Annotated in this window: 12 protein-coding genes, 2 tRNA genes and 3 rRNA genes; 6 read left to right on the forward strand and 11 right to left on the reverse strand. The window is 37.6% G+C overall.

The window, feature by feature from the left end:
* Positions 1-10: 10 nt before the first annotated feature.
* Entirely contained in the window at positions 11-775 is a 765-nt protein-coding gene (locus CJF12_RS10960; RefSeq protein ID WP_034686682.1) for a hypothetical protein, read from the forward strand.
* A gap of 89 nt (positions 776-864) precedes the next feature.
* Entirely contained in the window at positions 865-2,655 is a 1,791-nt protein-coding gene (uvrC, locus tag CJF12_RS10965; RefSeq protein WP_034686681.1) for an excinuclease ABC subunit UvrC, read from the forward strand.
* Between the two features lie 60 nt (positions 2,656-2,715).
* On the opposite strand, the gene CJF12_RS10970 is transcribed toward uvrC, so the two are convergent.
* A complete protein-coding gene (locus tag CJF12_RS10970; RefSeq protein ID WP_034686679.1) occupies positions 2,716-3,534 on the reverse strand; it encodes an anti-sigma factor in 819 nt (272 codons plus the stop codon).
* A 1-nt stretch (position 3,535) separates the two neighbouring features.
* On the reverse strand, positions 3,536-4,105 hold the full coding sequence (locus CJF12_RS10975; protein WP_228379114.1) for an RNA polymerase sigma factor: 570 nt from the start codon (positions 4,103-4,105) through the stop codon (positions 3,536-3,538).
* Positions 4,106-4,195: 90 nt separating this feature from the next.
* On the opposite strand from CJF12_RS10975, the gene msrB reads away from it, so the two are divergent.
* Positions 4,196-4,732, forward strand: a complete 537-nt coding sequence (gene msrB, locus CJF12_RS10980) for a peptide-methionine (R)-S-oxide reductase MsrB (protein WP_034686678.1) — start codon at positions 4,196-4,198, stop codon at positions 4,730-4,732.
* A gap of 89 nt (positions 4,733-4,821) precedes the next feature.
* On the forward strand, positions 4,822-5,391 hold the full coding sequence (locus CJF12_RS10985) for a fasciclin domain-containing protein (RefSeq protein ID WP_034686677.1): 570 nt from the start codon (positions 4,822-4,824) through the stop codon (positions 5,389-5,391).
* Between the two features lie 145 nt (positions 5,392-5,536).
* Here the strand turns inward: CJF12_RS10985 and CJF12_RS10990 are convergent, their stop codons facing one another.
* The 4 genes from CJF12_RS10990 to CJF12_RS11005 all read right to left on the reverse strand — a co-directional run bounded on the left by CJF12_RS10990 (position 5,537) and on the right by CJF12_RS11005 (position 9,762).
* Entirely contained in the window at positions 5,537-6,874 is a 1,338-nt protein-coding gene (locus CJF12_RS10990) for an IS1182 family transposase (RefSeq protein WP_095591145.1), read from the reverse strand.
* Positions 6,875-7,017: 143 nt separating this feature from the next.
* The gene (locus CJF12_RS10995; RefSeq protein ID WP_034687952.1) at positions 7,018-7,776 is read right to left on the reverse strand and encodes a hypothetical protein; all 759 of its coding nucleotides are present in this window, start codon (positions 7,774-7,776) and stop codon (positions 7,018-7,020) included.
* A gap of 11 nt (positions 7,777-7,787) precedes the next feature.
* Positions 7,788-8,870: a putative type IX sorting system protein PorV2 gene (locus CJF12_RS11000; protein ID WP_034687954.1), complete on the reverse strand. Its 1,083-nt coding sequence runs from the start codon at positions 8,868-8,870 to the stop codon at positions 7,788-7,790.
* A gap of 13 nt (positions 8,871-8,883) precedes the next feature.
* Positions 8,884-9,762: a DMT family transporter gene (locus CJF12_RS11005; RefSeq protein ID WP_034687959.1), complete on the reverse strand. Its 879-nt coding sequence runs from the start codon at positions 9,760-9,762 to the stop codon at positions 8,884-8,886.
* A 194-nt stretch (positions 9,763-9,956) separates the two neighbouring features.
* Here CJF12_RS11005 and CJF12_RS11010 point away from each other — a divergent pair, with 194 nt between their 5' ends.
* On the forward strand, positions 9,957-10,481 hold the full coding sequence (locus CJF12_RS11010; RefSeq protein ID WP_034687961.1) for a GNAT family N-acetyltransferase: 525 nt from the start codon (positions 9,957-9,959) through the stop codon (positions 10,479-10,481).
* A gap of 285 nt (positions 10,482-10,766) precedes the next feature.
* Complete coding sequence (locus CJF12_RS11015; RefSeq protein WP_034687963.1) at positions 10,767-12,395, forward strand: acyl-CoA carboxylase subunit beta; 1,629 nt, start codon at positions 10,767-10,769, stop codon at positions 12,393-12,395.
* A gap of 321 nt (positions 12,396-12,716) precedes the next feature.
* On the opposite strand, the gene rrf is transcribed toward CJF12_RS11015, so the two are convergent.
* The 5 genes from rrf to CJF12_RS11040 form a co-directional block, all read right to left on the reverse strand.
* Positions 12,717-12,824 (reverse strand): 5S ribosomal RNA (gene rrf, locus CJF12_RS11020).
* A gap of 147 nt (positions 12,825-12,971) precedes the next feature.
* Positions 12,972-15,735 (reverse strand): 23S ribosomal RNA (locus tag CJF12_RS11025).
* 208 nt (positions 15,736-15,943) lie between these two features.
* Positions 15,944-16,017 (reverse strand) — tRNA-Ala (locus tag CJF12_RS11030).
* A 91-nt stretch (positions 16,018-16,108) separates the two neighbouring features.
* A tRNA-Ile gene (locus CJF12_RS11035) sits at positions 16,109-16,182 on the reverse strand.
* Between the two features lie 210 nt (positions 16,183-16,392).
* Positions 16,393-17,909, reverse strand: a 16S ribosomal RNA gene (locus CJF12_RS11040).
* Together the 16S, 23S and 5S rRNA genes with 2 tRNA genes alongside form the textbook arrangement of a ribosomal RNA operon.
* Between the last annotated feature and the right edge of the window lie 428 nt (positions 17,910-18,337).

Consider the following 18,337-nt stretch of genomic DNA (forward strand, 5'->3'; position numbering starts at 1 on the left):
ACAATAACCTATGAAATTCAAAACTCTACTTCTTGTATTATGCTTTGCAAGTACTGCATCTTTTGCACAAGACAAAGTAAAATACACCAAGGATCAGATTAAAAAGATGGAAACTTATCTTTTTAATGAAGGCTTTAATGCACCATCACCCAGAAAAACATCTACTATTATACTAAAGGATGGAAGCTCTCATAAAGGATTTTGCAATAATATCGAAACTAAAAAAGGTCAGATTTACGAAGTTTCCATTAAAGACAGTATTTCTAAAAAAGGTATAACTTTTAATGCAGATCAGATTAGCGAGATGTATGTATACCCAAGCAATGTTGAGAAAATTGCAAAAGTGGCCAAGTATATGGGAAACATCAGAAATTTTGGAACTAAGAAATTAACCAAAAACACAACGAGCGAACGCATTCATTTTGTTAATCAAACGGTTTCATTAAAAAATAAAAAGGATGATAAAGAATTTTTAATGCAACTGATCAATCCTGATTTCAGTGATATTATTTCTGTTTATCATGATCCTAGAGCTAAGGAAACCGGTGGGTTCTCAGTAATGGGCTCTCCACAGTTAGGAGGAGGAGTTATTAAATCATATTATGTAAAAAAGGGAGATAAAATTATATGGCTTCATAAAGATGATTTCGAAGACAATTATGATTTCCTTTTTGGAGATAATCCTGAATTCATGAAAAAATATCCTAAAAAATCTGCTGAATGGGATTATTTCAGCTTTTTAGTTCATGAATACACGGAAATGAATAACGGATAAGATTATTTACTTATAGAAATAAAAGCTGTAGAAAATTCTACAGCTTTTTTATTCTTTTAAATCACAATTCTATTCCGTAATTTTGTTATATGAATCCTTCTTTAGAATTACAACTCAAAACTTTACCTTCTGAACCTGGCGTTTATCGTTATTATGATAAAAACGATCAATTATTGTATGTAGGCAAAGCCAAAAACTTAAAGAAAAGGGTACTTTCTTATTTTAATAAAAACCTTCCGGGATATAGAACAAGAATAATGGTCGGAAAAATCCAACGATTGGAAACCACCATTGTTAATAGTGAATATGATGCTCTCCTATTGGAAAACAATCTGATCAAAGAACATCAACCCTTTTATAACGTCATGTTAAAAGATGACAAAACTTATCCCTGGATTTGTATTAAGAATGAAGATTTTCCGAGAATCTTTCTGACAAGAAACAAGATCAGGGACGGCTCGGAATATTACGGTCCCTATGCGAAGGTACGTCCGGCAAAAATTTTATTGGATACCATTAAGCATATTTATAAACTCAGAACATGTAACCTGAATCTGGCTCCTAATAAAATTGAAAACGGAAAATATAAAGTCTGTCTTGAGTATCATATTAAAAACTGTGAAGGACCCTGTGAAGGACTTGAAAGCAAAGCAGAATATGATGAAAAAATAGATTCTATCCGTGGAATCGTAAAAGGAGATTTCCGAAAAGCCAAAGATTACCTGGTTAATCAAATGATGAAACATGCTTCTAATCTTCAGTTTGAGGATGCACAGATCATTAAAGAAAGATTAGACATCCTGGAAGACTACCAGTCTAAAAATACTGTAGTAAATCCTAACATTGATGATGTAGATGTTTTCGGAATGACCAGTGATGAAACAGCAGCTTATGTAAACTTCTTTAAAATAAGAAACGGAAATATCATCCAAAGTTTCACTACAGAAATCAAAAAGATTCTTGAAGAATCTGATGAAGATATCATGGAAGAGGCATTAATAGAAATCCGTCAGAAATTCGGTTCTGATTCAAAAGAAGTTTTACTTCCCTTTCATTTAACTGTCGAAATTCCCAATGTAAAGCTGATTGTACCTAAAGTCGGTGATAAAAAACGAATCGTTGAGCTTTCTGAAAAGAATGCAAAAGAATACCGTCTGGAAAAACTAAAGCAGGTACAGATTGTAGATCCTGAAAGACATACCAACCGGATTATGGCTGAAATGCAAAAATTATTGCGAATGCCTGTAGAACCCAGACATATTGAAGGATTTGATAACTCCAATATTCAAGGTACAAATCCTGTTTCAGCTTGTGTCGTTTTTAAAGATGGCAAACCCAGTAAAGCAGATTACAGAATCTTCCATCCCAAGACAGTAGAAGGAGCTAATGATTTTGCAACGATGGAAGAAGTAATCTATCGTCGTTATAAAAGGTTATTGGATGAAGGAGACAGTCTTCCACAGCTTATCCTTATTGATGGGGGAAAAGGACAGTTATCTTCTGCAGTTAAAAGCTTAAGATTACTGGGATTATATGGAAAAATTACCATTGTGGGAATTGCTAAAAGATTAGAAGAAATATTCTTCCCTGAAGATCCTATTCCGTTGTATCTGGACAAAAAATCTGAGACCCTTAAAATTTTACAAAGAGTACGTGATGAGGCCCACCGTTTCGGGGTAAAACATCACAGGACAAGAAGAAAAAATTCTACGATAAAATCTGAACTTGAAGAGATTCCTGGAGTTGGTGGAAAAACTATAGAATTGCTCTTATCGAAACTCAAATCTGTGAAAAGAATTAAAGAGGCTAATCTGGAAACTTTAGAAGAAATATTGGGTAAAAGTAAAGCCAAAGTAATCTTTGAATATTTTAATGACTAAAAACAAAAAAAACTCTCTTACGAGAGTTTTTTTCAATATTAAGATTAATCATTTAAGAAATTAAATTTCTCCCATTACATACATGTTTTCCATGGTAGGCGTTTCACTTCCTCCTTTTTTCTCAAGGGTTATCGCGAAGGCTTGCGCCTTAGGTATGTTGGAAAGTGCTATTTTACTGTCTTTTTCTTCTGTGTACATGCCTGCACTTACAGGTTTCCCATCCGCAATCGCCCATAATTGATATTGCATCCCTTCAGGCGCTTTCGGCAAATCTTCTGCATTCAGATATACTTCTTTGGTTTTTTTGTCCCAAAAAACCATTGCCTTAGAATCCGGATGTTTTTCTACTCCCTTTAATACAACCATCTGCATTTCATCACTGGATAACATCCGCCATTTTTCATTCATCTTTTGCAGCGCCAAATCCTTAGATTGTGTCTCAGTATTAAGTTTTGCAATTGTTTCTTTATTTTCTGACTGATTCTTCATCCAAAATATATTCCCCGCAACACTTACTAAAAACAGTACAGAAGCTGCAATAGCATAAGTTTTCCATTGGGTGTTTTTCTGAATTTTTATTTCTTTTGAATCCTTTTCTTTTTCAAAGATGGAATTATCCTGCTCCATTGCAGGTTTTACTTCTTCAACAACCTGTTCTTGCTGAATCTTATTCCAGATTTTAGATTTTAGATCTTCAGGGGGAGCTACAGCTTGTACTGTTGCAAGATCCTCCAAAGTTTTTTGTGCTTCTTCAAAAGCAGTTTTTACCTCTGCATTATTTTTCATCACACACTCCAAAATCCCTGCCTCCTCGGGAGAAGCAAGACCTAGAATATAGGATTCTATAATTCCGGATGATATGTATTCCTTAGTGTTCAATTTATTGATAATCTTTTAACAAATCCTTTAATTTTATCAATGCGTTCCGCATTTTTGTTTTTACAGTACCCAAAGGTATTTTCAATTTCTCAGATATTTCATTCTGTGTATATCCCTGATAATAAGCTAAATTAATAAGCTCCTGTTTATCAAAATCCAAAGTTTCAAGCACATTATTAAAACCAATGAAATCAGATTCATTGTTTGTGGTTGAAAGTTCCGCACTATTATATACGAAATCCGGAATTGATTGGTTTTTTAATTCGTTTTGAAAACCTTTAGATTTTAAATAATCGATTGCAGTATTTCTGGCAATATTAATCATCCATGTGTAGAACCTTCCCTTACTGGTATCATATTGATGGATAGAGTTCCAGATTTTCATGAAAACATCCTGAATAATTTCTTCAGTATATTCCTTTGATTGCACAATTCGGAGTATGACACCATATAATGCACCAGCATAATGGTCATACAAATGATGAAAGCCAGCCTCGTTTTTTTCTTGTAGTAAAACGATAAGTTCCTCTTCCGAATAGTTTGTCTTAATGGCGATTATTTTTCTATTCAAATGTAACAAAATAAAACAAATTATCAATCAAATCTGAAATTTGTTTTATATCGTATATGAATTTAAGTAAAAAATTTAAAATCCAAGAATATGAAAACAATGTTAGTAAAGGCAATTCTTGTCTTTCTTTTAATAATAATCAGTGGAAAATATGCGGCCCAATCATCCAATTTCAAAACAAAAAACCCTTATTATTCCCGTACAGTAACTACCCCTCTGCATGTAAGCAATGCTGAATGGAAAAAAATCCTTTCGCCGGAACTTTACCAGGTTGCCAGAGAAGGAGCTACGGAAACAGCTTTCACAGGCAAGTATGATGAGTTTGATCAAAGAGGTACTTACTATTGTGCCGTATGTGGAAATGCCTTATTTCTCTCTACATCAAAATTTGCAACAACCTGTGGCTGGCCATCTTTTTATCAACCTGTTCGTACCAATAGTGTGAAGTATAGAAAAGACACCTCTCATAATATGGTCAGAGCTGAGGTTCTTTGTGGCAGGTGTGACTCTCACCTGGGGCATATGTTTGATGATGGGCCTAAACCTACCGGTAAACGCTTTTGTATGAATTCAGTTTGCCTGGATTTTGTTCCCAATTCAAAGTCACCAGCAAAAAGTTTAAAATAAATTAAAATCTTTTAAATCTAAAGTCAAACCAATATCGTAAATGATGATAAGAATAAGAATCAAATACTATTAATTTAAAAATCAAAAAAATGAACACAAGATCAAAAATCGCAGTATTCGGAATGGTAGCTTTATCATTCGTATTTAGCGGGAAGGTAACTGCACAAACGATGAAAGAAAAAACAGTAATGGTAGGCGGAGCTCCTATGTATCCATCAAAAAATATCATTGAAAATGCTGTTAATTCCAAAGACCACAAAACATTGGTTGCAGCGGTAAAAGCAGCAGGATTAGTAGAAACGTTACAAGGGGCAGGTCCATTCACCGTACTGGCTCCTACTGATGCAGCATTTGCTAAACTTCCAAAAGGAACTGTAGAAAACCTGGTTAAACCAGAGAACAAACCAACACTTACAAAAATCTTAACCTATCATGTTCTACCCGGAAAGTATAGTGCTAAAGAAATTTGGGCTGCTGTAAAAGCAGGAAACGGAAAAAGCATGATGAAAACTGTTGAAGGAGAAGATGTAACCTTCTGGACAAAGGGTAAAGATCTGTATATAAAAGATGCTAAAGGAAACAGTGCAAAAGTTACAATAGCTGATGTAAATCAATCTAACGGAGTTATCCATGTAATAGATACTGTTCTGATGCCATAGTTTTTAATTTTTTATGGTTTAATTAAAAGAGGCTGTCTCAAAAGGACAGTCTCTTTTTAGTATTTCATTGAAAAAAGATTTCGATATTTTGAATAAAAAAAATATCTTGGAAAAAAGAAGATATAAGTCAAAAAAGCAGTCTGTTTTAGGCTGCTTTTGACATTTTCTTTAGATTGTGGGCAATTGCGAGTATGCCGATTTCTACCTCGACTTTATTTTTTCCCCGAAGCATGAATCGTTTAAAATTTTTGTTGTGTTTGAGCTCTGCAAAAACAGGTTCAACATCATGGGATCTTTGTTTTCTGAGTTTGATGCCCTTGCTGGTATTAAGAAGTTTGAAAACCTTTTCTCTGATTTTTGCCAATTTAGGATTGTTTTGTGAAGTGGTTATTTGTCCCGATTTCTGATCTTTTCTGAAGTAATTATATTTAACATAAGCTTTTATTTTCTTAGATTTTAACAAGTTGTAATTTTCTTCTGAGCCATAACCAGCATCAGCAACAAGCTCTTTGGGAGCTTTATGATAGCTTTCTTCAAAACCCAGTAAATGAGTCGCTAATGTTTTGGTGTCTGTTGGGTTGGGATGAATTGAATAATGTAAAATGAATTGTCTATGGGTAGAAATTTGTAGATTGTAAGCGGGTTTTAGTTGTCCGTTTCGCATATGATCCTCCTTCATTCGCATAAAAGTAGCGTCTGTATCGGTTTTGGAATAGGAATTTCTATCTTCTAATAATTCTTGCTGTTTTTTATATTTCTCTAAATTATCTGCCCAGTTTTTCTTAGCATAATTCAGTTTCTGACGAACTTTTGAAGCTACTTTTTTATCTTTCAAAACTTCATTGATCTTTTCGATGGTTTGAGTTACTTTTTCAGAATCTACTTCTTTAAAATCAATACTTTCTGTATTTTCAAGCTCGTCTTTGGCAACTGTTTCTGCATAGTTCCAAAGCTCTTCTAATTGCTCTGCAAGCCTTTCTTTGTGTTTTTTGACAGCTCTTCCCCAAACAAAAGTATAGCGATTGGCATTGGCTTCTATCTTGGTGCCATCTACAAAAGTGGTTTTCAGACTTACCAAACCTTCCTTTTCCAAAAGAAGAACAATTTGTGTGAAAATAGCTTTAATCTCACCTTTCAATCGTTCACTACGGAACCTGTTTAAGGTGTTATGATCGGGACGGCTCATTGCAGAGAGCCACATAAAATGGATGTTTTCTTTCAAGGCCTGCTCCATTTTGCGGCTTGAATAGATATTGCTTAAATAGCCATAAATCAAAACTTTCAAAAGCATTTTCGGGTGGTAGCAAGATGTTCCGCCAGGTTTGTAGGTTTTAATTAAGCTTTTGATATCCAAGCCATCAATAATGTTTGAAACAATTTTCACAGGATGTCGCTCATCAATCAACTCCGATAAATTGGGAGGAAAAAGCAGATTTTCTTTGGGGGTGTAATCTTTAAAGACTACTTTTGACGTACTTAACACAATGCAAATTAATCAATTTGCAACTATTAGGAAAGCGAAAGCTTTCCTTTTTGCATAAAAAAGGCTATCTCTTTTGAGACAGCCTCTTTTATATTTTAGTTCATAGAATATATAATACTGTTATTCTATATATAGATATTTAACTATTTACCTAAAAAGACCTCTTTAGAAAATCCTCCGTTAGCAGTTGGAACTTCTATGATGATGCTTCCATTTTCAAAATATCCGATTGTAGATTCTCCATTTTCAAGCTTAACTCTGAAAACATCTTTTTTTGTAGATTCTTTAAAAGTGGCGTAAGGAACAGAACTATCCGATTTAACAAGAATAAACTGACTATTGTCAATCTGTACTTTTTGTAAATTCAGCTTTCCATTACTATATTTTGTAGCCGTTTTATTTTCTGAGGAAGATGGAGTACTTTCAACAACGGCAACTGGTTTTACCGGTTCATTGACTTGGGTTTCAACCTGAGTCTTAGCCAGCATAGCAGTAGGATAAGAAACGGGAACTGCTATCAAACTCTGTTTTAGAGCATCCTGAAAACCCTGCTCATAATCTTTAATATTTGAGCTTCCTTTCGCTTCCTGCAAAACTTTATCATTACAATCTTTAAACTGTAAAATAACCTTGTTTCTTAAAAAACCACTATCATCAATAACATCCGCTTTTAAAACATTACAAGAATTATCTTTTGCCTCTGCAGGCCATTCATCTTTGCTCACTGGCAACGTAACATATTTTTTACCCTTCAGAGATTTGTCCAGAAATTTACTTAAGCCAAAGTTTTCTTTGAAAGTGCTAAAATTCTCCGGAATAATAACATATTTGTAATCTGCTACCTTCTGAGCAAATGCCAACATTGACCAAGTCGTTAGTATAAATACTGATATTTTTTTCATCTTTTAAATTTTTAATCATTTCTAAATGTACCCATATCTAACTTAAGAGAAAAGAAGTTAGAATAAAAATTAGATCCTCCGATTCCGGAATTGGTAATCGCATAATCAAGAGTAAGCCCTCTATATCTGATACCTATACCGGCACTTGGCTGAAAAGATACTTTTCTTTTTAAATCTTCGATATCTGTAATAGATTGAAAACGGTTAACCCCCAATCTCACAAAAATCATTTTCTGATACCCTAATTCAGCACCCGCATAAGGCGTAATACTAGCAAAATCTGTAGAAACAAGAGCCGCAGTTTTAGCAAAATCTATATTTAAACCTGCTTCCGGCAAAACATATACACTGCTATTAATTTCAAATATTTTACTGGCTCCTACATTCAGTTTAGGCATCGTTAATTCCATTTTATCCTTGGGAGCGGGGTTAAATTCTTCCCCATTAACAACAGTTGATAATTCTTTCTGATTGATACTCCAGAAATTAACGGTTGTCGTAGCATCCCGAAGCATCCCTCCAAATTTCCATCCATTATCTCCTTTATAAATTGCTCCGATATCAAATCCAAACCCATAACCATTAGCAAATTTACCTACATTTCTGTATACTATTTTCGCATTGACTCCAACATCTAGTTTGGTATTTCCCCCAGGGTGAAATGCATAAGAAAGAATAGCCGCATAATCAGATTGTGAGAATTTTGTTATTTTATCATAATCGATATTTCCTTCCGCATCGATCATTTGAGTTGTGTTCAAAATATTATCTACTCCTAGCCGTACTACAGAAACACCAAAAACACCCTCTTCCAAAACCTTTGCATAGGCCAAATAATCATATTTTGCAATAGATTCAAAATATTCAGCATGCATTGCTGCTCCCTGCCAATCTCTTTCAATCGCCATTAATCCGGCTGGATTCCACATCGGTGAATAAACATCGTCCTGGTTGGAAACCACTGCGCCTCCCATTGCCAATCCTCTGGCTCCAGCTCCAATATTTAAAAATTCATTGGAATATTTTCTAATAATCTGAGAATGAAAGACCCCAAATAAGAGGAAAAATAAAAATAAAAAATATTTTTTTATCATATAAATAGGATGCTTAAGTAGTTTTTTTTGTTTTTCTGGCTTTTATCAACCCATTGACTATAATAGCCATTATCATAACAAACGATGCAATATAAAATATAGGACTCATATGCTCTGATTCGCCAAAGATAAAAAAAGCAAGTATAATTCCGTAAACAGGCTCTAAATTAACTGTTAAAATTAGTGTAAATGGAGAGATATACTTCATTAAATTTACTGATTCCAACATTGGAAAAGCTGTAAAAACACTTGCTAACAAGCATATTAACGCAAGATCTCTATAATTTATTTCATTAATTTGAAAAATCTGTCCGGAAAACAAATAAAATAGCATCAAAACAGACCATCCACAGAAAATTTCATAAAAAATAATGTTTCCGGAACTTGTTTTTCCAAACATTTTTCCATTAAAAACAGAAAAGATAGTCCCAAATACGGCACACAGAACTCCATAAAAAATCCCTTCCTTATATTGAAACTCTGTTTTGAAAATTAGTAGTATACAAGCTACGATGACCATTCCCATCACCACCTCAGAAAGATCCACTTTCCTTTTAAAAATAACAGGTTCTAAAATAGATGCAAAAAGAGTAGATAATGATAAACAGCTTAAAGCTATAGAAACGTTCGAGACCTTAATGGAATAAAAGAAACAGTACCAATGGAGAGCCATAGCAGTACCTATGGCGGCTAATTGAAAAAATAGTTTTTTTGAAACCTTTATACTTTCTTTTTTATAAATCCTTATATAGGCATATAAAAAAATAGCGGCGAACAACATTCTATAAAATACAAGGATCTGCGCATTTGCATGAATTAGTTTTCCTAAGATGGCTGTAAATCCCCATAAAAATACAATTAAATGTAATCTGAAAAGCGCTAATTTTTGCATAATCTACCTACTTCAATTTTTTTAATGTGCAAATTTACAAATAGGCTTTTACAAATCTTATAAAAAATCTAAATTTACTTTAATAATGAATAAAGTTTTTGCTATTTTCTCTTTAATCCATGATCTATTCTATTAATTTTTGAAAAAAAGTTCAAAAGAGGAGAAAAACAATGCTTTTTATTTAAAGAATATATATGAGATTAAATAAAAATATTAAAATCAAAACCGAACGTGCCACCTTACGGGCTGTTGAAGACTTATATATAGATGATATTTTGGAACATTTTACAAATGAGGTCACCAGATATATGCCCTTTAATCCACAAGGTAACAGAAAAGATATTATCAGCTTTATCAATGAATCTAAAAGAACTTTATCACAAAACACGGACTTAGTGATGGTTTCCTTAGATTCAAATGGTAATTTTATTGGATGCTGCGGTATCCACAATATAACAGCAGAATCTGTTGAATTGGGATTATGGTTAAAAAAGGACTCTCAGGGGAAAGGATTAGGGACTGAAATCATAACAGCACTTATCGAATTTCTGGAAAATAATTTTACTTTTAAATATATTTTATATCCTGTAGATGAAGAAAATATAGCCAGTAAAAAAATTCCGGAAAAACTGGGCTTTGTTCCTTTTAAAAAATATCAGAAGAACAAGAACTCAACAACGAATCTTAATATAGTAGAGTATAGAAAATATTATTCATAATTCTAAGCTGCTACTCCGCATAAAAAACCCCGAAAATTTGGTCAACTTTCGGGGCTTTCAAATAATAAACTATTAAAAAAATAAACTAGGAACTTAGAGTATTTATATAGAGAATATTATCCCTATTACTCTTTTGTAAAGTTAGCAAAAATCTCAATTATCCAAAAATAATTTTTTGTTAAATATTTCACAATTTTCTGAAAACCAACCTATTAAACGCTTGTTTTACTAAAAGTAGTATTCCTTTTAAAAATAGTATCTTTAGACGTAAAAAATTGAAATTTTATGGATATTGAATTCAACAAACGGGAAGATCAAAATAGATTAAAATTATCTGAGATAAATCGTTTACTTGCTGAAATAAAAAAAGGAGGGGGAGAAAAGAAACTTCAAAAATTACGCGATGAAGGTAAAATGACCGCAAGGGAAAGAATCGATTACCTTCTTGATAAAAATTCAGATTCCATAGAAATAGGAGCATTTGCCGGTTACGAAATGTATGAAGAGCATGGTGGATGCCCAAGTGGTGGGGTCGTTGTTGTGATGGGTTACGTTTCCGGAAGACAATGTATCGTTGTAGCTAATGACGCTTCTGTAAAGGCCGGTGCATGGTTTCCTATTACAGGAAAGAAAAACCTGAGAGCTCAGGAAATCGCTATGGAGAATAAACTCCCTATTATTTACCTGGTAGATTCAGCAGGAGTATATCTTCCTATGCAGGATGAAATTTTCCCTGACAAAGAACATTTTGGCCGAATTTTCAGGAATAATGCGAAAATGAGTTCCATGGGAATTATACAAATCTCTGCAGTAATGGGCAGCTGTGTTGCAGGTGGGGCGTATTTACCTATTATGAGTGATGAAGCTATGATTGTAGATAAAACAGGTTCCATCTTCTTAGCCGGAAGTTACCTTGTAAAAGCTGCAATCGGAGAAAGTATCGATAATGAAACCTTAGGAGGAGCAACTACACACTGCTCAATTTCCGGAGTTACCGACTATAAAGCTAAAGACGATAAGGATGCTTTAGACAGAATTAAAAATATTATGAAATCTATCGGAAGTACTGAAAAAGCAGGATTTGATAGAATTGAAAGCTTCCCGCCTAAGGAAAACCCGGATCATATCTTTGGAATCATACCTGTTTCCAGAGCAGACCAGTATGATACTTATGACATTATAAAATGTTTAGTAGACAATTCAGAATACGAAGAATATAAACCAGATTACGGAAAGACGATTATTTGTGCTACAGCAAGAGTTGATGGGTGGTCTGTAGGGATTGTAGCCAATCAAAGAAAGTTGGTGAAAAGTGGAAAAGGAGAAATGCAATTTGGAGGAGTTATATATTCAGACTCAGCCGATAAAGCTACAAGATTTATTGCCAATTGTAATCAAAGAAAAATTCCGCTGATCTTTTTACAGGATGTTACCGGCTTTATGGTAGGTTCAAAATCTGAACATGGAGGAATCATTAAAGATGGCGCAAAAATGGTGAATGCAGTAGCTAATTCTGTAGTTCCTAAATTTACAGTTATCACCGGGAATTCTTATGGTGCCGGTAATTATGCAATGTGTGGAAAAGCTTACGATCCAAGATTAATCGTAGCATGGCCATGGGCTGATCTGGCTGTAATGGGGGGATCTCAAGCGGCAAAGGTTTTGGCACAAATTCAGGAATCTACTTTAAAAAAACAAGGTAAAGAAATTACAGAAAAAGAACGTCAGGAAATTTTAGATACCATTTCTAAAAAATACCAGAAACAAACAGAAGCTACTTATTCTGCAGCCAGATTATGGACTGATGCTATTATTAATCCTACAGATACCAGAAAATGGATTTCTATGGGAATTGAAGCAGCTAATCATACTCCTATTACAGAGAAGTTTAACCTAGGAGTTATCCAGGTCTGATATATTAATAATATACATTATATAATGCCTCTCTTTTTAAGGGAGGCTTTTTTATTACCTATTCTTTCTTTTTCCTATTTAAAGTTTTCTCAGATTGGTTTTGATATATAGCGCTTAAATTAAGGCAAAAATCCCGTTAACTTCTATGCTGGTTGCTAGTTTTTAGTTGTCAGTTACTTTCCATTTACCTAATCCCTCCTGCCACCTATTACCTATCATCTGCAACCTTATATGTATGTAGTATTACTAGTAGTAGTAGTTCGTCTATGTCTATAACGAAAAAAGTCTCATACAAATAAATGTATGAGACTTTTTAATAAAAACTGGCGGCGACCTACTCTCCCGCTTTCGCAGTACCATCGGCGCTGGTGGGCTTAACTTCTGTGTTCGGAATGGGAACAGGTGAGCCCCACCGCTAAAACCACCCTAAAGGCTTTATATAAGAGGTTAGACTTTAGTCATTAGAGGTTAGATCATTCTCTAACTTCTAAATTCTATTTGCTAACTTCTGGTTTTAATCGATAAAAACGTTCACAAAGACAAAACCTTTACTGCGCAACTAAGTGCTGCCAATTAGGCTATAAATCTACGGGTAATTAGTACTACTCGGCTATGCTGTTACCAACTTTACACCTATAGCCTATCAACGTGGTCATCTCCCACGACCCTTAAAAGATGTCTCATCTTGAGGCGAGTTTCGCACTTATATGCTTTCAGTGCTTATCTCTTCCAAACGTAGCTACTCAGCGGTGCACCTGGCGGTACAACTGATACACCAGAGGTTTGTTCAATTCGGTCCTCTCGTACTAGAATCAAGCCCTCTCAAACATCTAACGCCCGCAATAGATAGAGACCGAACTGTCTCACGACGTTCTGAACCCAGCTCGCGTGCCACTTTAATGGGCGAACAGCCCAACCCTTGGGACCTTCTCCAGCCCCAGGATGTGACGAGCCGACATCGAGGTGCCGAACCTCCCCGTCGATGTGAGCTCTTGGGGGAGACTAGCCTGTTATCCCCGGAGTACCTTTTATCCTATGAGCGATGGCCCTTCCATACGGAACCACCGGATCACTATGTCCTGCTTTCGCACCTGATCGACTTGTAGGTCTCACAGTCAAGCACCCTTATGCCATTACACTCTACGCACGGTTACCAAGCGTGCTGAGGGTACCTTTGAAAGCCTCCGTTACTCTTTTGGAGGCGACCACCCCAGTCAAACTACCCACCACGCAATGTCCTTCTAAAAGAAGTTAGGCTCCAAGTAAGTAAAGGGTGGTATTTCAACGTCGACTCCACCAACACTAGCGTGCCAGCTTCATAGTCTCCCACCTATCCTACACATTACTTACTCAAAGTCAATACGAAGTTATAGTAAAGGTTCACAGGGTCTTTTCGTCCCATTGCGGGTAATCGGCATCTTCACCGATACTACAATTTCACAGAGCTCATGGTTGAGACAGTGCCCAGATCGTTACACCATTCGTGCAGGTCGGAACTTACCCGACAAGGAATTTCGCTACCTTAGGACCGTTATAGTTACGGCCGCCGTTTACTGGGGCTTCAGTCAAACGCTTCGCTTACGCTAACGCCCTTCCTTAACCTTCCAGCACCGGGCAGGTGTCAGACCCTATACAGCATCTTTCGATTTAGCAGAGTCCTGTGTTTTTGATAAACAGTCGCCTGGGCCTCTTCACTGCGGCCACCATTGCTGATGGCGTCTCTTCTTCCGAAGTTACGAGACTATTTTGCCTAGTTCCTTAACCATGATTCACTCTAGCACCTTAGGATTCTCTCCTCGACTACCTGTGTCGGTTTTGGTACGGGTTGCTTCACTTCGGCTTTTCTTGGAAGCACTTTCCCTGCAGCAGCTTCGCCCGAAGGCTAGGCCTTGACTATTCCGTCAGTCTCCAGCAAGTACGGCACTCCGTCCCCTTTTTAGTGTGAGCAAGTATGGGAATATTAACCCATTGTCCATCCACTACCCCTTTCGGGTTCGCGTTAGGTCCCGACTAACCCTCAGCTGATTAGCATGGCTGAGGAAACCTTAGTCTTTCGGTGAGGGGGTTTCTCGCCCCCTTTATCGTTACTTATGCCTACATTTTCTTTTCTATCCGCTCCACAATACCTCACGATACTGCTTCGGCGCAAATAGAATGCTCCCCTACCAGATATAATTCTAAATTATAAATCCATAGCTTCGGTAATATGTTTATGCCCGATTATTATCCATGCCGGACCGCTCGACTAGTGAGCTGTTACGCACTCTTTAAATGAATGGCTGCTTCCAAGCCAACATCCTAGCTGTCAATGCAGTCCAACCGCGTTGCTTCAACTTAACATATATTTGGGGACCTTAGCTGTTGGTCTGGGTTCTTTCCCTCTCGGACATGGACCTTAGCACCCATGCCCTCACTGCCGTAGAACATTTATTAGCATTCGGAGTTTGTCAGGAATTGGTAGGTGGTGAAACCCCCGCATCCAATCAGTAGCTCTACCTCTAATAAACTTATATACGACGCTGCACCTAAATGCATTTCGGGGAGTACGAGCTATCTCCCAGTTTGATTGGCCTTTCACCCCTACCCACAGGTCATCCGAAGACTTTTCAACGTCAACCGGTTCGGTCCTCCACTCTGTGTTACCAGAGCTTCAACCTGCCCATGGGTAGATCACAAGGTTTCGCGTCTAATCCTACTAACTATGCGCCCTATTCAGACTCGCTTTCGCTCCGGCTCCGGACCTGAAGTCCTTAACCTCGCTAGTAAAATTAACTCGTAGGCTCATTATGCAAAAGGCACGCCGTCACCCAACATGTGGGCTCCGACCGCTTGTAGGCGTACGGTTTCAGGTTCTATTTCACCCTTCTATTCGAAGTGCTTTTCACCTTTCCTTCACAGTACTTGTTCACTATCGGTCTTTCAGGAGTATTTAGCCTTGGAGGATGGTCCCCCCATATTCAGACAGGATTTCACGTGTCCCGCCCTACTCATTTATCATCAAAATATGCCTTTCAAATACGGGGCTATCACCCTCTATGGCTGTTCTTTCCAGAACATTCTTTTAAACATATAATGACTTTTGGGCTAATCCGCTTTCGCTCGCCACTACTTACGGAATCTCTTCGATTTCTTTTCCTCCGGGTACTTAGATGTTTCAGTTCTCCGGGTTTGCTCTCTAAATAAATTTAGAGTGACATGTCTTCAACATGCCGGGTTGCCCCATTCGGACATCTGCGGATCAATTCGTGTGTGCCAATCCCCGCAGCTTTTCGCAGCTTACCACGTCCTTCTTCGCCTCTGAAAGCCTAGGCATCCGCCATACGCCCTTAACGATTTCTTTCCTAATTATTAATTAGTTTAGTTTTTTTTATGACATATTACTATGTCAAAGTATTTTTGTAAACTCAAACGCTTAGTTGCGCTCGGTTTTCTCTTTGTGATATTTTTACCGTTAATGTCAATGATCTTAATGTCTTTCTGCTTGTATGATAAATGGATATTTGTTTTGGCTCTATCCATTATACTTTTAAATCAAACGCGCAAAACTGTGGAGAATAAGGGAGTCGAACCCTTGACCTCCTGCGTGCAAGGCAGGCGCTCTAGCCAGCTGAGCTAATTCCCCCTCTAGTTGAGTTGGTGAATGATTGTGTTAGAAAGTCCCGAGCGTTAACTCATTCTCTCTAATACTCTCAAACTCCTATACTCAAAATTAGTAGTCTCGGGCAGGCTCGAACTGCCGACCTCTACATTATCAGTGTAGCGCTCTAACCAGCTGAGCTACGAGACTCTTTATGAGTGATGGGTAATGAGTAATTTAGTAATCTATATACTGCCTTATCATTGTTCTCTCTATCGCTCCCTTCCCGTTTACTAATTTCTAGTGGGTTTGTATTTTTTTATATATAATCAACCAAATAAAAAACTAAAGCTTCTCTTTAAGTAAGTACATGGTACATTGAAGTACCTTAATTTTGTTTATCGTCTTTAAGACGCTCTAAAATGAGATGTTCCAGCCGCACCTTCCGGTACGGCTACCTTGTTACGACTTAGCCCTAGTTACCTGTTTTACCCTAGGCAGCTCCTGTTACGGTCACCGACTTCAGGTACCCCAGACTTCCATGGCTTGACGGGCGGTGTGTACAAGGCCCGGGAACGTATTCACCGCGCCATGGCTGATGCGCGATTACTAGCGATTCCAGCTTCATAGAGTCGAGTTGCAGACTCCAATCCGAACTGAGACCAGCTTTCGAGATTAGCATCCAGTCACCTGGTAGCAGCCCTCTGTACTGGCCATTGTATTACGTGTGTGGCCCAAGGCGTAAGGGCCGTGATGATTTGACGTCATCCCCACCTTCCTCTCTACTTGCGTAGGCAGTCTCACTAGAGTCCTCAACTTAATGGTAGCAACTAGTGACAGGGGTTGCGCTCGTTGCAGGACTTAACCTAACACCTCACGGCACGAGCTGACGACAACCATGCAGCACCTTGAAAATTGTCCGAAGAAAAGCCTATTTCTAAGCCTGTCAATTCCCATTTAAGCCTTGGTAAGGTTCCTCGCGTATCATCGAATTAAACCACATAATCCACCGCTTGTGCGGGCCCCCGTCAATTCCTTTGAGTTTCAAACTTGCGTTCGTACTCCCCAGGTGGCTAACTTATCACTTTCGCTTAGTCTCTGAAGCCGAAGCCCCAAAAACGAGTTAGCATCGTTTACGGCGTGGACTACCAGGGTATCTAATCCTGTTCGCTCCCCACGCTTTCGTCCATCAGCGTCAGTTAAGACATGGTAACCTGCCTTCGCAATTGGTGTTCTAAGTAATATCTATGCATTTCACCGCTACACTACTTATTCCAGCTACCTCTACCTTACTCAAGACCCGCAGTATCAATGGCAGTTTCATAGTTGAGCTATGAGATTTCACCACTGACTTACGAGTCCGCCTACGGACCCTTTAAACCCAATAAATCCGGATAACGCTTGCACCCTCCGTATTACCGCGGCTGCTGGCACGGAGTTAGCCGGTGCTTATTCGTATAGTACCTTCAGCTTCCCACACGTGGAAAGGTTTATCCCTATACAAAAGAAGTTTACAACCCATAGGGCCGTCGTCCTTCACGCGGGATGGCTGGATCAGGCTCTCACCCATTGTCCAATATTCCTCACTGCTGCCTCCCGTAGGAGTCTGGTCCGTGTCTCAGTACCAGTGTGGGGGATCACCCTCTCAGGCCCCCTAAAGATCATAGACTTGGTGAGCCGTTACCTCACCAACTATCTAATCTTGCGCGTGCCCATCTCTATCCACCGGAGTTTTCAATATCAAATGATGCCATCTGATATATTATGGAGTATTAATCTTCCTTTCGAAAGGCTATCCTCCTGATAAAGGTAGGTTGCACACGTGTTCCGCACCCGTACGCCGCTCTCAATTATCCGAAGACAATCTACCGCTCGGCTTGCATGTGTTAGGCCTCCCGCTAGCGTTCATCCTGAGCCAGGATCAAACTCTCCATTGTATGTTTGTCTGACTCACTCAAAGTTTTGACGCTTTAGTTTTTCCTTACTTGGTTGTTATATTGTATGTCAATGATCTTTATATCTTCCGCTTTTTAATGAAGCAATCTATCTGTCAGTGTCGCTCCATATTTGCGAGTGCAAAAGTAATTAATTATTTCCAAATGACCAAATGTTTTTTAAAGAAATTTTAAAGTCTTTTTTTCTAACCCTAAACTCTTTCTAAACCTTAACCACTCTTCTTCTGCGCTCCCTTAATTGGGATTGCAAAGATACAAACTTTTTCTTATTATCAAAATAAATTCTCATTTATTTTTTAAGCCTGTTTCCTAATGTTTACCGTTCTCTGCGCTACCTACTATCTCTCGTTTTCAGTGGTGCAAAATTACCACTATTTACCCCACCCTTCCAAATCTATTTAACATAAAGT

Source organism: Chryseobacterium piperi, assembly GCF_002285635.2.
GTDB lineage: Bacteria > Bacteroidota > Bacteroidia > Flavobacteriales > Weeksellaceae > Chryseobacterium > Chryseobacterium piperi.

Excerpts from the sequence above, each read along its gene's own strand:
- CJF12_RS10960 (WP_034686682.1), top strand. The coding sequence starts at position 11 with ATGAAATTCAAAACTCTACTTCTTGTATTATGCTTTGCAAGTACTGCA.
- uvrC (WP_034686681.1), top strand. The coding sequence starts at position 865 with ATGAATCCTTCTTTAGAATTACAACTCAAAACTTTACCTTCTGAACCT.
- msrB (WP_034686678.1), top strand. The coding sequence starts at position 4,196 with ATGAAAACAATGTTAGTAAAGGCAATTCTTGTCTTTCTTTTAATAATA.
- CJF12_RS10985 (WP_034686677.1), top strand. The coding sequence starts at position 4,822 with ATGAACACAAGATCAAAAATCGCAGTATTCGGAATGGTAGCTTTATCA.
- CJF12_RS10995 (WP_034687952.1), bottom strand. The coding sequence starts at position 7,776 with ATGAAAAAAATATCAGTATTTATACTAACGACTTGGTCAATGTTGGCA.
- CJF12_RS11000 (WP_034687954.1), bottom strand. The coding sequence starts at position 8,870 with ATGATAAAAAAATATTTTTTATTTTTATTTTTCCTCTTATTTGGGGTC.
- CJF12_RS11005 (WP_034687959.1), bottom strand. The coding sequence starts at position 9,762 with ATGCAAAAATTAGCGCTTTTCAGATTACATTTAATTGTATTTTTATGG.
- CJF12_RS11010 (WP_034687961.1), top strand. The coding sequence starts at position 9,957 with ATGAGATTAAATAAAAATATTAAAATCAAAACCGAACGTGCCACCTTA.
- CJF12_RS11015 (WP_034687963.1), top strand. The coding sequence starts at position 10,767 with ATGGATATTGAATTCAACAAACGGGAAGATCAAAATAGATTAAAATTA.